This window comes from Rhizobium sp. CG4, assembly GCF_023701965.1.
Classification (GTDB): Bacteria; Pseudomonadota; Alphaproteobacteria; order Rhizobiales; family Rhizobiaceae; genus Agrobacterium.
The window spans coordinates 779,244-794,427 of sequence record NZ_JABAEG010000002.1; the positions used below are offsets into that span (position 1 = coordinate 779,244).

At 54.5% G+C, this 15,184-nt stretch carries 16 protein-coding genes; 11 read left to right on the forward strand and 5 right to left on the reverse strand.

Annotation, left to right across the window (positions count from 1 at the left end):
* Window positions 1-10 precede the first annotated feature (10 nt).
* Both HGO37_RS08925 and HGO37_RS08930 read left to right on the forward strand, forming a co-directional pair.
* Window positions 11-346 carry a hypothetical protein gene (locus HGO37_RS08925; protein WP_192487368.1) on the forward strand — a complete coding sequence of 112 codons (336 nt, stop codon included), beginning with the start codon at window positions 11-13 and terminating at the stop codon, window positions 344-346.
* Window positions 347-427: 81 nt separating this feature from the next.
* The gene (locus HGO37_RS08930; RefSeq protein WP_250983000.1) at window positions 428-622 is read left to right on the forward strand and encodes a hypothetical protein; all 195 of its coding nucleotides are present in this window, start codon (window positions 428-430) and stop codon (window positions 620-622) included.
* 57 nt (window positions 623-679) lie between these two features.
* Here HGO37_RS08930 and HGO37_RS08935 read toward each other — a convergent pair whose 3' ends face one another.
* The gene (locus HGO37_RS08935) at window positions 680-1,483 is read right to left on the reverse strand and encodes an aldolase/citrate lyase family protein (protein WP_250983001.1); all 804 of its coding nucleotides are present in this window, start codon (window positions 1,481-1,483) and stop codon (window positions 680-682) included.
* A gap of 10 nt (window positions 1,484-1,493) precedes the next feature.
* Window positions 1,494-2,711 carry an NAD(P)/FAD-dependent oxidoreductase gene (locus HGO37_RS08940; RefSeq protein ID WP_250983002.1) on the reverse strand — a complete coding sequence of 406 codons (1,218 nt, stop codon included), beginning with the start codon at window positions 2,709-2,711 and terminating at the stop codon, window positions 1,494-1,496.
* A gap of 259 nt (window positions 2,712-2,970) precedes the next feature.
* Between HGO37_RS08940 and HGO37_RS08945 the strand changes: the two genes are divergently transcribed.
* Window positions 2,971-3,324 (forward strand): hypothetical protein, encoded by a 354-nt coding sequence (locus tag HGO37_RS08945; RefSeq protein ID WP_250983003.1) that lies wholly within the window; start codon window positions 2,971-2,973, stop codon window positions 3,322-3,324.
* Window positions 3,325-3,522: 198 nt separating this feature from the next.
* Complete coding sequence (locus tag HGO37_RS08950) at window positions 3,523-4,635, forward strand: pyridoxal phosphate-dependent aminotransferase (RefSeq protein WP_250983004.1); 1,113 nt, start codon at window positions 3,523-3,525, stop codon at window positions 4,633-4,635.
* A 241-nt stretch (window positions 4,636-4,876) separates the two neighbouring features.
* Here the strand turns inward: HGO37_RS08950 and HGO37_RS08955 are convergent, their stop codons facing one another.
* Window positions 4,877-5,143, reverse strand: coding sequence for an SEL1-like repeat protein (locus tag HGO37_RS08955; protein WP_192487364.1), 267 nt, complete (start codon window positions 5,141-5,143; stop codon window positions 4,877-4,879).
* Window positions 5,144-5,651: 508 nt separating this feature from the next.
* Here HGO37_RS08955 and HGO37_RS08960 point away from each other — a divergent pair.
* From HGO37_RS08960 to amn, 4 genes are all read left to right on the forward strand, one after another.
* Entirely contained in the window at window positions 5,652-5,984 is a 333-nt protein-coding gene (locus HGO37_RS08960; RefSeq protein WP_250983005.1) for a DUF2147 domain-containing protein, read from the forward strand.
* Window positions 5,985-6,213: 229 nt separating this feature from the next.
* Window positions 6,214-6,384 carry a hypothetical protein gene (locus HGO37_RS08965; RefSeq protein WP_250983006.1) on the forward strand — a complete coding sequence of 57 codons (171 nt, stop codon included), beginning with the start codon at window positions 6,214-6,216 and terminating at the stop codon, window positions 6,382-6,384.
* 15 nt (window positions 6,385-6,399) lie between these two features.
* The gene (locus tag HGO37_RS08970; RefSeq protein ID WP_250983007.1) at window positions 6,400-6,576 is read left to right on the forward strand and encodes a hypothetical protein; all 177 of its coding nucleotides are present in this window, start codon (window positions 6,400-6,402) and stop codon (window positions 6,574-6,576) included.
* A gap of 121 nt (window positions 6,577-6,697) precedes the next feature.
* The gene (gene amn, locus HGO37_RS08975) at window positions 6,698-8,203 is read left to right on the forward strand and encodes an AMP nucleosidase (RefSeq protein ID WP_192487360.1); all 1,506 of its coding nucleotides are present in this window, start codon (window positions 6,698-6,700) and stop codon (window positions 8,201-8,203) included.
* A gap of 64 nt (window positions 8,204-8,267) precedes the next feature.
* Here amn and HGO37_RS08980 read toward each other — a convergent pair whose 3' ends face one another.
* Complete coding sequence (locus tag HGO37_RS08980; protein ID WP_250983008.1) at window positions 8,268-9,638, reverse strand: aspartate aminotransferase family protein; 1,371 nt, start codon at window positions 9,636-9,638, stop codon at window positions 8,268-8,270.
* A gap of 132 nt (window positions 9,639-9,770) precedes the next feature.
* Here HGO37_RS08980 and HGO37_RS08985 point away from each other — a divergent pair, with 132 nt between their 5' ends.
* The gene (locus HGO37_RS08985) at window positions 9,771-11,129 is read left to right on the forward strand and encodes a glutamine synthetase family protein (RefSeq protein ID WP_250983009.1); all 1,359 of its coding nucleotides are present in this window, start codon (window positions 9,771-9,773) and stop codon (window positions 11,127-11,129) included.
* A 3-nt stretch (window positions 11,130-11,132) separates the two neighbouring features.
* On the opposite strand, the gene HGO37_RS08990 is transcribed toward HGO37_RS08985, so the two are convergent.
* Complete coding sequence (locus tag HGO37_RS08990) at window positions 11,133-12,050, reverse strand: diacylglycerol/lipid kinase family protein (RefSeq protein WP_250983010.1); 918 nt, start codon at window positions 12,048-12,050, stop codon at window positions 11,133-11,135.
* Window positions 12,051-12,276: 226 nt separating this feature from the next.
* Between HGO37_RS08990 and HGO37_RS08995 the strand changes: the two genes are divergently transcribed.
* Window positions 12,277-13,509 (forward strand): MFS transporter, encoded by a 1,233-nt coding sequence (locus HGO37_RS08995; protein WP_409515523.1) that lies wholly within the window; start codon window positions 12,277-12,279, stop codon window positions 13,507-13,509.
* Window positions 13,510-13,800: 291 nt separating this feature from the next.
* On the forward strand, window positions 13,801-15,174 hold the full coding sequence (gene mgtE, locus HGO37_RS09000; RefSeq protein WP_250983011.1) for a magnesium transporter: 1,374 nt from the start codon (window positions 13,801-13,803) through the stop codon (window positions 15,172-15,174).
* Window positions 15,175-15,184 lie beyond the last annotated feature (10 nt).

The window sequence follows — 15,184 nt, forward strand, 5'->3', positions numbered from 1 at the left end:
GTGATTGGTAATGGCACAAACCAAACTCAATGTCGTGGAAGACACGATTGAAACGCAGATTGCAGAACTGCGGTCGCAGATTGATTCACTGACTAAGTCAGTGTCGGCAAGAGCCGGAAGTTTTTCGGAAAGCGCTGCTGAAGTCGTTGACGATGCCAGCAGTCGGGTGCGCAAAGCAGCCCATAACGTACGTGAACAAGGCTACAATGTCGTCGAAGCCGTCAAGGAAAACCCTGGCACTGCGACGTCGCTTTTGACGACGGTTGGCGTTATCGGATTTGCGCTTGGCTATTTTATCGCCAACAGCAGCTCGAACCAGCCTCCATCGCGCTGGCGTCTGCCGTAAGACAGCAAGACACTATCTCAAAGGGGCGTTTACCGCCCCTTTTTGTCGTTGGCATTTTGAAAGCGGGGAGGAATAGTAATCATGCAAATGGACAGAACGAAAGTATTCGAGCCAGAACTCGAGGAAGCATTGATGTCCTTTGCGACATCGAGGCAGATGCAGCGAGATGACGCTATACGGCAGATCCTGCGCAACTGGCTGTTAAATGAGGGCTATTTGCATTCTGGCGATCAGGGCATTCCACCGGAAAAACTGAACGCCAGCAACGATGACTGAAGCGGAAACCACTATCGGGGCCACACGACGGAGTATGTTGATACTCCGCCTCGTCCTTCAATATCCCTTGGCCGGGCTATTGGTCGATGAAGAGCCCACCTTATAGCGAGCAGACAGGTTCCTAAGCGCAGTAGCAAACTCGAACACATCCGCGCCAACAGCAACAAAAGTCGCGCCGAGTTCAAGGTAACGACGGTTGAAGGTCTCATTGAAGGTCAGGATTCCAGCGGCCTTACCTGCTGAAACAATCTTGGTGATGGCGTTTTCAATCACCTCTTGCACTTCCGGTGCGTCCATCCGACCAAGATATCCAAGATCAGCCGCAAGGTCAGCCGGACCGATGAACACACCGTCGACACCTTCAACAGCGAGGATATTATCGAGATCGGCAATCGCTGCGCGGGTTTCAACCTGCACCAGCAGACACAGACCTTCAGCCGCCGTTTCAGCGTAGTCATCAATCGTGTTGAACGCTGATGCACGCGCAACCGCCGCTCCCACCCCACGAATGCCGTGCGGGGGGTAATGAATTGCACGCACTAGCTCTCTCGCCTGTTCGGCCGAATCCACCATCGGCACGAGAAGTGTACGAGCGCCCGCGTCGAGCATCTGCTTGATGATCCAGGTGTCACCGACGGGAACACGTACGACGGGCTCTGCTGGAGAACTGGAGAGCGCCCTTAACTGTTCGATAATGCTGCGCAGGTCATTCGGACCGTGCTCACCATCAATGACAAGCCAGTCAAATCCTGAGGTTCCGGCAATCTCGGCAGCGATTGCCTCACCCATGTCCAGCCACAGACCGATCTGTGGTTTTCCGGATTTAATGGCTGTTTTGAAACGATTTTCAGAGACGGGCATGCACTTTCCTTTAAACAAGAAGCTGCTTGAGATCAGCTGAGGTATCGGCAAGAATCATACGGTCCGGATTGATGCCGCTTTCGAGCATCTTTTTACCGGTGACATAGGCTTTGGCATCATTGATCGCATCGACGGCGACGAACAGACCCTGGCGGAAATACCAAATGGAAAGACTTCCCTCGCGTGTGCCGGCACGCACCAGAGTTTCGTCATAACCAGCATTAAATCCGGCGATCTGAAGCTTTACATCATACTGATCGGACCAGAACCACGGTTTAGGATCATAGGGACGATCCTCACCGGTCAAGACGATAGCAGCGGCTTCCGCCTGCTCGACTGCGTTCTGTACGGATTCAAGCCGGATCTGCGTGCCCTGCCAAGGCAAGACTGCGCAATCGCCCAATGCATGAATTGAACTGTCCGATGTGCGGGTAAAGGCATCCACAACCACGCCATTGGCGACATCCAGCCCGGCTTCGCGCGCCAGGCGGTCATTGGGCGTCACGCCGATACCGGCAATCACAAAATCCACATCAATGACAGAACCGTCTGACAGTTCCGCGGTTTTCACGTGACCGTTGTCGCCATTCAGACGAACCAAACCGGTTTTTTCCCTGATGGAAACACCATGCGAGACGTGGATTCCCCTGATGGCATCGGCAGTTTCACGCGCCGCAACGCGTTGAAGGATACGATCCGCCATTTCAATCAATGTGACGTCAAGGCCGAGATGGCGGGCAACAGCCGCAGCCTCAAGTCCGATGTAACCGCCTCCAACAATCAGCAGGCGGCGGCCGGGACGCATCTCTTTCATCAGGCGATCCGCGTCGCGCTTGTCGCGAACCGTAAAAATGCCTTGCAAATCACCACCGATGCCAGGTGGCAGACTGCGCGGTTCGGCCCCGGTTGCCAAAACCAGTGTTTCATAAACTACGGTGCTGCCATCCTGCAGACGAACGGTCTTTGCAGTGCGGTCGATTTCCTCAACCCACGCCGACGTTCTGATTTCAACATTATGGTCGGCGTACCAATGCTCAGGGCGAAATAGCAGCCGATCGAAGGTCATGTCACCGAGAAGATATTTCTTGGATAAGGGTGGACGTTGGTAAGGCAGGACATCTTCTGAGCCGAGGATTGTGATGGGCCGATCATCCTTTAACCCTCTCAGTTTAGAAGCAAGTGCGAAGGCCGCCTGCCCTGCCCCCACAATGACCAATCTGCCACTCACAACACCAACTCCCCCACATCACGATTCGCCTCAACACAATCGCATGCTTGTTTACATGACAAAGGCGTAACGCTGCGTACGGCTTGCGTCAACTCCCGTGGAGCCAACCACACAGAACAACTGCGCAGAAGCAATTCTGAGCGTCGTTGTGTGGCAAAATCATGCACATTGTTTTGTATTTTAGAAATTCGATTAAGCTTGGAGCAATGCTTGAGGCGTACCTTCATATATAAATAATGGGCAATCATGGGAGGTTGTCATGCCATTGAACGTAACAATTGATCCACGGCAGTCGGTTCCTCAGGATGAGATGTACGAGAAGTTCACGATCGACCGCCCCGGCAAGATCGTGGTACTTGGCCGCCACCTGAGCACCAAGGACAGTGTACGTTGCCTGGTCAAGACGATTTCACTCTACGGCGCTGAACTCGAAGTCAGCCCTGAGGTGGAAATTCCCAATAACTTCTTCCTCGAATTGCTCGGAATTCGTGATGAAATTGGCTGCACCCTGATCCGCCGCGAAGAAGAAAAAGCGGTTATCGGTTTCAATATGCTGATCGATCCTGAATTCCTGCACCACGTGCAGAGACTGAGTTTCGACGCCAGCCTGTAAGTGCAGACACATTGAAAAGATCAAGGCGGAGGTCATTCCTGATGACCTTCGCTTTTTGCATTTTGAGCAAATTTGTGCGGCGTCGCATGACGCAAAAGTCATTGGCGTCCGTACAGTTTCAGCAAAAACTTGGCTTGCACGGGATGGTTTTCAACCTATTGTGTCGTCGATTTCAAATCGATACCGGAATAGTCTGTAATGTCCGCATTTTCCCGCTTTACGCCCCTCGCCGCCAGCCTGCCATCAACCGTTCCCTTCGTTGGACCTGAAGCCATAGAGCGTAATCGCCACTTGGCCGTCAAAGCCCGTATCGGAGCAAATGAAAGCAGCTTCGGCCCGGCGCCGTCTGTTCTTGACGCCATGCGCAATGCGGCAACCGAAACGTGGATGTATGCCGACCCGGAAAATTTTGAACTGAAGGAAGCACTGGCCATCCACCATGGCGTATCGCGAGACAATATTGCGGTCGGCAGCGGCGTGGATGGTATGTTGGGTGAAATTGCCCGGCTTATCGTTGAGCCCGGCACCCCTGTCGTCACGTCATTTGGCGGGTACCCAACCTTCAATTACCACGTCAATGGTTTTGGCGGACGCCTGGTCACAACACCTTATGTGGATGACCGCGAAGATCTAAATGGTCTGCTTGATACCGTGAAGCGTGAAAACGCACCGCTGGTCTACTTCGCCAACCCAGATAACCCGATGGGCAGCTGGTGGAACGCAAACGAAGTCGAGAATTTCGCGAAGTCCTTGCCGGACAATTGTCTTCTCATTCTAGATGAAGCCTATTGTGAAACCGCGCCCAAGGGCGCAACGCCCGACGTCAACGCACTTATCGGCCTGCCCAATATCTTGAGAATGCGCACGTTTTCAAAGGCCTATGGCCTGGCAGGTGCCCGGGTCGGTTATGCGATCGGCACATTTGGAAACGTGCAGGCATTTGACAAGATTCGCAACCACTTCGGCATGGCACGGGTTTCCGTCGCCGCAGCACTGGCCGCGCTGAACGACCAGGCCTATCTGCATGAGGTCGTACAGAAGATCGACGAGGCTCGCACGCGTATCTCGGCAATTGCCAAGGCCAATGGCCTCTCGCCGCTGGCCTCCGCCACCAATTTTGTCACCATCGATTGTGGTCGCGACGGCGTTTATGCCAAGGCTATCGTTGATGGCCTGATGGAACACGGCGTGTTCATCCGCATGCCGGGAGTTGCACCGCTTAACCGCTGCATTCGCGTCAGCGCTGGCATTCAATCGTCGCTTGATCTCTTCGAAGAAGCACTGCCGAAAGTGCTGGAAAAGCTGGCCTGATACGGCCAGCTCCATACGCAACATTGAACAAGAAAAAACCGCGCTGGCCTTGTTCCTGCCAGTCGCGGTTTGATGTGTCAGCGCAAGCTTCGGTTTTCTGCAACATTTTCGCAAATGGATTTGCCCTTCAGCATTTGCGTGTTGTCAGTCCGTCCCCAATTCCCCGCCGCGTTCCTCTTGCGAGTTATCTTCGTTCTACCCTCCCTTGGGTATCTCGTTTTGGCCTTTCTGGCCTGATCAATTAGTGAATGGTCATCCATTCACGTGCAGCACGCAGTGCCGCAGCCAGGTCGGCCTTGCTCATGTTGCGGGCCAGGTCGGCACGCAGGCTTGCCGCGCGCTCGGATCCTTTGATTGCTGCAATGTTCAGCCACTTGTGGGCTGCAACCACATCAACGTCACATCCGCGCCCTGTGGCGTAGATAAGACCCAGATTGCAGAACACATCGGCGCGGGCTTCACCGCCCATTGCTGCTGTTTCGATATCGCGAATTTCAAAGCGTGCCATTGTTTTTCTATCCCTGTTAAAGCCTGTTTTGGTTCAGTCGTTGTGCTGCCCCTTATCCGGGCTTCCGAAAGGATCGCGCCGTCTTCTGCGGCTTTGCGTATCCTTCCGGTTTGGCGGGTTATTCCCTGCTCGTTTGATGGGCTTACTATGCCAAAGCCGCTTCAACGGACGCTTAAAATGCATGATTAATTTGAGACAAACAAAGTCCAAACAGTTGGTAAATTTGAGTTTTTGTTAAATATGGCTATGCCTGAGAATTAAGGGATTTCGCGAAAATTTTACGAAAACTTTACCGGCCGATTTCAACCCTTTGCTAACTTTAAAAACAGCATCCATTTTTTCGTTTGCATAAATCACCGCGTTTATCTGGGTGGAAAACCACTGTCAGCGGCAGCAAACCTTCTTTCCTTTTACGTGAACGTAAACTATAAATTGCCCACTCGTGTGGAGGAACACGATGTTGATGGCACGTGCGCGCGCTTGGCCGTCAAACACCGGAGGAGGATTTATGAAACGGATTGCACTTCTTGCTGCACTGCTGATTTCAGGTCAGGCATTAGCGGCTGAAAATATCGAAGGAAACTGGAAAACCCAAAGCGGTGAAACGGCAACGATCGCTTCTTGCGGCTCTGCTTTCTGCGTAACGCTGAAAACTGGAAAACATGCGGGCAAGCAGATTGGCCGTATGAGCGGCAGCGGCAATGAGTATTCCGGCGAAATCACCGATCCTGCAAATGACAAGACCTATAGTGGTTCAGGCAGTGTTTCCGGCAATTCCCTGAAAATGAAAGGATGCGTTCTAAAGGTTCTGTGCAAGTCGCAGACCTGGACAAGGCTTTAGAACGTTTTCTGTTCAATAACGGGAAAGAGCCAGGATGGCACCGCCTGCCATTCTGGCTCACTTACTTAAGGTCCCCGAAAATTGCCCGCGCACCGCTTATGGTTCAGCGCTGATCTGCACGTCCCAGCCCTGTTAATGCTTCTGAACGCGAGATGAATTTGGCTCTCAGCAATGGTTCAGACCGAATGTGGCAAAACCATAGCATCACATTCGCAAAGGGGAGCGGACAATGGCAATTCTGATACGGCGTTTAACGATCATTACTTTGCTGATGGCCATTTTTGCGATGTCGTTTGCGGCACTTGCCATCAATCCGCACCGTAATTTCCAGCGTATGCAAATTGGCACCATTACGCCTTGCAGCCAGTCCATCCAGACCAACTGCACGACCATTCTGTAAGAAGGACGAAAGACCATGACCAAGACCTTCTCCAGCACGGTTTACAGCAGTGTTCGTCTGGCTCTCATCGCCACCATGTTTCTCGGCCCTATTGCCGGGCTGGCCGCCATGAAAGAAAATGAACGTAGCGCGATGAACAAGGGTGCAGGCTTTGTTCTGTTGATGAGCTTGCAGCGCGGCGCGCTAGGCTAAAACATCAGGGTTTGCAGGCCATGGAAATCGCCGCACTCACAGATAAAAAATAACAGTCTCGTTGTACTTCATTGCTGCGTGCTGTCGCTTGCGTGTCTCAATAGCGTATCTATAATGCCTCATGAGCACACGAATCCCTTCTATATCAGCCCTTACTTTCATAAGCCCTGAGCCCTATGCGCCGCAGGTCTTTACAGATCACAAAGAGGCGGTCGAGGCCCTGACCGCGCTTTACGAACGCAACACCAAATTTTTGATTGATGCGTTTACCGCACTTGCGGCGGGTGCGCCGATAACCGGCCGTTACCGCGCCTGCTATCCGCAGGTCAGCATGGAAACGACCAGCTTTGGCCATGCGGATTCCCGCCTGTCCTACGGCCATGTCACTTCGCCCGGCATTTACACCACAACAATCACCCGTCCGCATCTGTTCAGGCATTATCTGAAAGAGCAGCTTGAGCTGTTGATGCGCAACCACAATGTTCCGATTACAGTATCGGAATCGGCCACGCCCATTCCGCTGCATTTCGCATTTGGCGAAGGCGCCCATGTCGAGGCCTCCGCCACATCGTCTCTTTCCGATGTGCCGCTGCGCGATCTGTTCGATACGCCGGATCTCAACAATACAGACGACCTGATCGCCAATGGTGAATATGATCAGGTATCCGGCGAGCCTGCGCCGCTGGCGCCGTTCACCGCACAGCGTGTCGATTATTCGCTGGCGCGTCTGAGTCATTATACGGCCACGAGCGCAAACCATTTCCAGAACTTCGTTCTGTTCACCAACTACCAATTCTACATTGATGAGTTTGCCAACTGGGCGCGCGACCTGATGGCCAAGGGCGGTGAAGGTTATACGGAGTTCGTCGAACCCGGCAACATCATCACCCATGCCGGTTCAGACCGCCCGGAAACCGACATGACCCTGTCGCGGTTGCCACAGATGCCTGCCTACCATCTGAAAAAGAAGGGGCATGCTGGTATCACGCTGGTCAATATTGGGGTTGGACCATCCAACGCCAAGACGATTACCGACCATATTGCCGTCCTTCGTCCGCATGCATGGCTGATGGTTGGTCACTGCGCTGGCCTGCGCAACAGCCAGCGCCTCGGCGACTATGTGCTGGCCCATGCCTATGTGCGCGAAGACCATGTTCTGGATGATGATATCCCAGTGTGGGTGCCAATTCCGGCATTGGCGGAAGTGCAGGTTGCACTCGAGGCAGCTGTGGCCGAAGTTACCGGTTACGAAGGTTTTGAGCTGAAGCGCATCATGCGGACCGGCACCGTTGCCACGATTGACAATCGTAACTGGGAACTGCGCGATCAGGCTGGTCCAGTCAAACGGCTTTCGCAATCGCGCGCCATCGCACTGGATATGGAATCGGCAACCATTGCCGCCAATGGTTTCCGTTTCCGTGTGCCCTACGGCACCTTGCTGTGCGTTTCAGACAAACCGCTGCATGGCGAGTTGAAACTGCCGGGCATGGCAACCGCATTTTATAAAACGCAGGTTGCCCAACATCTTCAGATCGGCATTCGTGCGGTGCAGAAGCTGGCGGCCATGCCGCCGGAAAAACTGCACTCCCGCAAGCTGCGCAGTTTCTATGAAACGGCCTTCCAATAATTCCAGAAAGACAAAACCCCGCTTCAATGAAGCGGGGTTTTCCTTAAGCGCCAGAAGGAATGTCTTATTCCTTGACGGTATCGCGAAGGTGGTCCAGCCCCTTGCGCAGTGTTTCGATAATGCGGTCCACTTCCGAATGGCTGATTGTCAATGCTGGTGAGGCCAGCATGCGGTCGCCGGTGGCACGCATGACCAACCCGTTTTCAAGGCAGTGATTGCGCACGACAATGCCGACATCGTCCGGTTTGGCAAAACGCTGGCGCGTGGTTTTATCGACAGCAAGCTGTAAACCGCCCATCAAACCGACATTGACCGCCTCACCGACGATTTCATGATCGGCTAGGCTCTGCCATGCCTTGGTAAAATAAGGCCCAATGTCGTCTCTGACGCGCTCAACCAGACCCTCATCTTCCAGAATGCGGATATTTTCCAACGCAGCCGCCGCGCATGTCGGATGACCGGAATAGGTAAAGCCGTGATTGAAGTCACCGACTTCTTTGATCATCACTTCCGCCACACGGTCCGACACCAACACACCGCCAATCGGCAGGTAGCCAGAAGACAGTCCCTTGGCGACCGGCGCGAGGTCCGGTTGGTAACCGAAATGCTGGAAACCGAACCATGAACCGAGCCGGCCGAAACCGCAGATGACCTCGTCGGATACCAGCAGAATGTTGCGCGCCTTGCAGATGCGGGCAATTTCCGGCCAATAGGTATCTGGCGGCACAATAACACCGCCCGCGCCCTGAATGGGTTCAGCAACGAAAGCTGCGACATTGTCTTCGCCCAGCTCATCGAGCTTCGCTTCAAGTTCGCTGGCCATTTTCAAGCCAAACTCGGCGGGAGATAGATCACCGCCTTCAGAATACCAGTAGGGCTGGCCGATATGGGCGATGCCCTCAATCGGAAGGTTGCCCTGCTCGTGCATCCACTTCATGCCGCCAAGCGAGGCACCGGCCACGGTGGAACCGTGATAACCATTGCGGCGCGCGATGATCTTGGTCTTTTGTGGATGGCCCAGTGCCTTCCAGTAAACACGTGCCATGCGGAACCAGGTATCGGTGGCTTCCGAGCCGGAATTGGTGAAGAACACATGGTTCATGTGACCGCCGGTGTGGGACGCAATCTTCTGTGCGAGCAAGGTGGTTGGCGGGGTCGTGGTACCGAAAAAGCTGTTGTAGTAGGGTAACTCGTTCATCTGGCGAGAAACCGCTTCCGCCATTTCCTTGCGTCCGTAACCGATGTTTACGCACCACAGGCCGGCAAAGGCATCGAGATATTTTTTGCCGTTGCTGTCAAAGATATAAACGCCTTCGGCACGCTCGATAATCCGAGTTCCGGCCTCGTTGAGCTTACCCATGTCTGAAAAAGGATGAAGATGGTGAGCAGCATCTATAGCTGCGAGATTGGAAAGGGTTTTGCTCATTTCATTCATGCCAGTTACCACCGATTTTCCCAGTCATGTTGCTGGAGCGAGCATGGCGTTATGAAATGCGTTTGGCAAGGCGGTGTGTTTAAGCTTATCGTTGCACGTTCTACGATCAGACGAGAAAGCCGAAATACCAAAATGACCCGCAGAGAAACCGTACTCCCTAGCCATTTTGTTGAAATGCAGCCACGCATAGAGCTGCTGCTTGTTGGCATGAATGGTGATCTCAGAGGCAAACGCATTCCGCTCAAAGCCGAGAAAAAAATATGGGAAAGCTCCGTCCGACTTCCCGCCTCCACGCAGTCGCTGGATATCTGGGGTGATGACAATGACGAATTTACTGGCCTGTCGCTAACGCTGGGTGATCCTGATGGCGTGTGTGTGCCAGACAAGCGCAGCCTGGCGCCGATGCCTTGGGCACCAGAGGGTTCAGCGCAGGTGTTGGCCACCATGCACGACATGGATAGTGGACCAAGCTTCATGGACCCGCGCGCCATCCTGTCACGCATGCTGGAACGTTACGCGCAGCTTGACCTCACACCGGTTGTCGCGACCGAGCTTGAATTTTATCTCGTTGAGGATGACTGGCGTGCAACCGGCAAACCGCGCCCGCCTGCCCGGCTTGCCTACAAGGGCGAAGCGACCGGTGCGCAGCTCTACGATATGGGCGCCACAGACATCATGGACGATTATCTGCAAACGCTGAATGCCTGGGCCAAAATACAAGGACTGCCCGCTGATGCAACAACAGCAGAATTCGGCCCTGGCCAGTTTGAAGTAAACCTGCTGCACAGGCCGGATGCATTGGCGGCCGCCGACGACTGCATTTATCTGAAGCGGATTGCCGAACAGGCTGCCAAACACCATGGCCTGAAGTCGACATGTATGGCCAAGCCCTATTCGGATCAGGCCGGATCAGGGCTGCATGTCCACATCAGCATTCTTGATGGAGAAGGAAACAACATACTCGACGCGAAAGGCGGTGAGCCAACACGGCTGAAATCCGTCTGTGCCGGTATGTTGGAAACCATGCGGGATGCGCAACTGATCTTTGCACCTTTTGCCAATTCCTACCGGCGTTTCCAGCCCGGCTCATTCGCACCGGTCGATATTGACTGGGGCTTTGCCCATCGTGGTACCTCTGTTCGTATCCCCGATACGCACGGTCCGGCAGCGCGCATTGAACACCGGGTTGCCGGTGCAGACGCCAATCCGCATCTGCTACTGACGGCCATTCTAGGGGGAATGTTACGCGGCATCGAAAATGATCTTGATCCCGGTCCGGCAACCGAACCCGGCGGCGCATCACAATCCCAGAGCAGGCTGACCCATGATTTTCTGACAGCCGTCGAGGATTTTGCGGCGTCGGCTTTTATCGCCGATACGTTTGGCGCGGCCTATCAAAAGCTGTTTGCCGATACCAAACGCAAGGAAGCCATCACATATCTGCAGACGGTGTCGGACTTCGATTACCGCACTTACCTGCCGAGACTATGATCGTCAGGCAGCAGCCTGCTGGATAACCGGGGACGTGAACACTTTCAATTCCCCGGGATGCAGCTTGATTAGCACATCCCGTTCCATCGGCAGCAACTCGCCATCGATAACGCAGCGCACATCGCGGCGGCTTTTGGGAAAATGCAGCTCCAGTTCCGGCGTGGTCATTGAGGTGACCGCAGCATTTTCCTTCAGCTTGCCTCGCAAGATATCAAAGGCCAGCCGCACCACGCCCGGTGGCGTCATGACGTCGGCCAGATAAAAACCCAGATGACCACCGGCAACATCATCCGGCACCAGAAAGGGATGTTCGCCAAACTCATTGTTGGAGACAGAAATGGCGCAGACCTCCCGGTGGCGCGTCACGCCATCGACCATATATTCGACATCGAAGACCGGTGGATTGAGCACGACACCCAGCGCCGCACGGGCACTCGCCTGTATTTTGCCGAGCCTTGAGGCAAAGGCCATGTTGTTGCGATAACGCACCATGCGGGCATGCAGACCAGCGGAAAACTGGTGTACAAAAGGGCGTCCGTTGACGCTGGCAATATCCACGTCACGCACATTACCTTCCGCCAGCACGTCAACGACCGCCCTTATATCAAGCGGCAGCTTTAGCGAACGGGCAAACAGGTTCATGGTACCGGCGGGAACGACACCGAGTGCAAGGCCATTTTTCCATGCAATACCGGCAGCAGCGGAGATGGTGCCATCGCCGCCACCGGCAATCAGGCCATCGAGCCCTGGTGTTGCCGCTGCCTTTTCCATTTCCTCGACAATATTGGGGCCTTCGACAAGGCGGCATTCAATATCATGCCCTGCGCCACGGAACGTTGTCTGTACCAGAGAGCAATATTCAGTCATGTCAGTTGTTTTGAACGTACCGCCGTCGCGGTTGAATATAGCAATCAACTTCATCTCTGTTCCCCACAGACGGGCCGCCCGTTGCCGCGGCGAGAAAACTCATAATTTGAATTTCTGTTCCAGATAAAATCACTCGACGTCATTTTTGATGCGAAGCCTCTACCGCACCGCACAATCAAATGATAAACGTCAGATCAGGTCATTTTGGTGACCAGCTGTCAGTCCCTGCAGATCCGTTGCAGCTCCCGCACCGAATACAGTTCACATATCAGGTTTCCTCATGACCGAGTCCGTCATGCACGATACACGTGCGCAATCATCCGGTTCCGCGAGTGACGCGGCCAAGTTATCGCCCCTTGCAATCGCGCTCATCGAAATTGCGTTGGCTGCCGGCGGCTTTGGTATCGGTACCGGTGAATTCGCCATTATGGGTCTGCTGCCGGAAGTGGCCAGCACCTATGGGGTCAGCATTCCGCAGGCCGGATATGTGATTACCGCTTACGCACTGGGTGTTGTGGTCGGTGCTCCGATCATTGCGGTTCTGTCGGCACGCCTCAGCCGTCGTACGTTGCTGCTGTGTCTGATGGGACTATTTACCATCGGCAACATCCTGAGTGCCGTAGCCCCGGACTTTGCCTCCTTCACCGCACTGCGATTCATAACCGGTTTGCCACATGGCGCCTATTTCGGTGTTGCCGCTCTGGTCGCCGCCTCCATGGCACCCGTTCACAAACGAACCCGAGCTGTCGGGCGCGTAATGCTGGGATTGACCATTGCAACACTGCTTGGCACACCTCTGGCGACATTTATCGGCCAGTTGATGAGCTGGCGCGCAGCCTTCATGCTGGTGGGTGGTATCGGGCTTTTGACGGTTGGCCTGGTGTGGTTGTTCCAGCCCCGCGACACGGTCGCCGAAGGCGCCAGCATTGCACGTGAGCTTGGTGCATTCAAACGCGTTCAGGTCTGGCTGACCCTGCTGATCGTTTCGGTCGGGTTCGGCGGCATGTTCTCGATTTTCAGCTACATCTCCAAAACAACGACCGATGTTGCGATGATGCCTCTTGCTTCGGTTTCCATCGTTCTGGCGCTGTTCGGCATCGGCATGAATGTCGGTAACATCATCGGTTCACGCCTTGCCGATATTTCGCTGACCGGCACGATTGGTGGCATGCTGGTGTTTAACATTCTGGTCATGACACTGTTCTCGCTAACAGCTGATAACTGGTTCATGCTTTGCCTTTGCGTGTTCCTTGTTGGCTGTAGCTTTGCAGCTGGCCCGGCTGCTCAGACCCGCCTGATGGACGTTGCAGCGGATGCACAGACGCTGGCCGCCGCCTCCAATCACTCCGCCTTCAACATCGCCAATGCGCTTGGCGCGTGGCTCGGTGGTCTGGTGATTGCGTGGGGCTACGGCTACGCTGCAACCGGTTATGTCGGCGCTGCACTCTCAGCCGCTGGCCTTGTGGTTTTTGCGATTTCCGTCTCCATCGACAAACGCGCAAAAGCGGCCTGAACTGACCCTTAGCGCATTGCTTTGGCATCGTTTTTCGACACGCGTGCCAAAGCAAAGCAGCCTTGCAAAAACGTAATTATTCTCTTCTTGACTATTGGCCGTTTCAGGCGCAACACATGCCTTACGCGCATTGTTTTTCATCGCGCGGATTTCAACCGGAGCATCATTAGATGTCTAGCGACAGTAGTAGTCGATTGCCTTTGCCGAGAACGGCGTTCGTGCACTGATCTGACTCCTGTCGGCTCACCACGATCTGCCGCAATCGGCGGATCGATAGAAAGGTGAGCAATCATGAACTTTCACACCCTCTCCCAGAGAGCCAGCAAGGCTGCACGCCTCTTTCGTGGCACCCATGCAACAGGCCTCACCATTGCAGAACGTGTAGACCAGCTGAACACGCTTGACGTGGCACAGGCTGCATCTGCCCTTTCCACCATGGCACAGCCAAAAGCCGTGGCCATTCTGGCTCGGCCAGAGCTGCATCACGCCGCCGCCATCATCAACGCGATGCCAGTCGACGTTGCCGTTCGCCTGCTGAACACCATGGCAAACGATCGTGTCGCAGACCTTTTGCAGGAAATGCAAGACGGTGAGCGCGCCCGGCTGTCTTCACGGCTGGACCGCACAACGGCACTCGCCATACAGCATCTGATGAACTATCCGCCCCGCACTGCGGGCAGCATCATGACCACGGAGTTTGTCAGCGTCCCTGATGACTGGACCGTTGAGCAGACGCTTGATCATATCCGCACAGTCGGTCGTTCGCGCGAAACGGTCTACGCCATCTATGTGCTGAGCCATGACGGCGTTTTGACAAATGTCGTGACACTACGCCGCCTGCTGACCGGTCAGCCAGAAGCCTCGATCCTGTCGGTCGCCCAGGCAGAAAGTGTTGTTTTCATCGATCCCTTGGCCTCGCAGGAATTGGTAGCCAAGCTGATCCGCAAGCACAACCTGCTGGCCCTGCCCGTCGTTGATGAGCACGGACATGTTCTTGGCATTGTGACCGTCGATGATGTGATCGACACGATGATTGCCGACACGACCGAAGATGCACAGAAATTCGGTGGCATGGAGGCGCTTGGAAAGCCCTATATGAAAATCGGCTTTCCAGAGATGATCCGCAAACGTGCCGGATGGCTGGCTGCGCTGTTTATCGGTGAAATGCTGACAGCAAGCGCCATGCAGCATTTTGAGGGTGAACTGGAAAAGGCTGTCGTGCTGACACTGTTCATTCCGTTGATCATGAGCTCCGGCGGCAATTCCGGTTCGCAGGCAACGTCACTGATCATTCGTGCATTGGCGCTGGGAGAGCTAAAGCTTTCCGACTGGTGGCGTGTTCTGCTGCGTGAACTGCCAACCGGCCTGATGCTGGGCACCATACTCGGAGCAATCGGTTTCCTGCGGCTGACCGTATGGCAGAAGGCAGGTTTTTACGATTACGGCGAACACTGGCTGCTGGTTGGCTTCACGGTATTTTCCGCACTGGTCGGCATCGTCAGCTTCGGTTCGATCTGTGGTTCCATGCTGCCATTCATCCTGCAGAAACTGCGTCTGGATCCAGCAAGCGCCTCGGCACCCTTTGTGGCAACCCTTGTCGATGTCACGGGTCTGGTCATCTACTTCAGTGTCGCGCTGCTGATCCTCAGCGGCACCCTGCTCTGATCAAAAGACT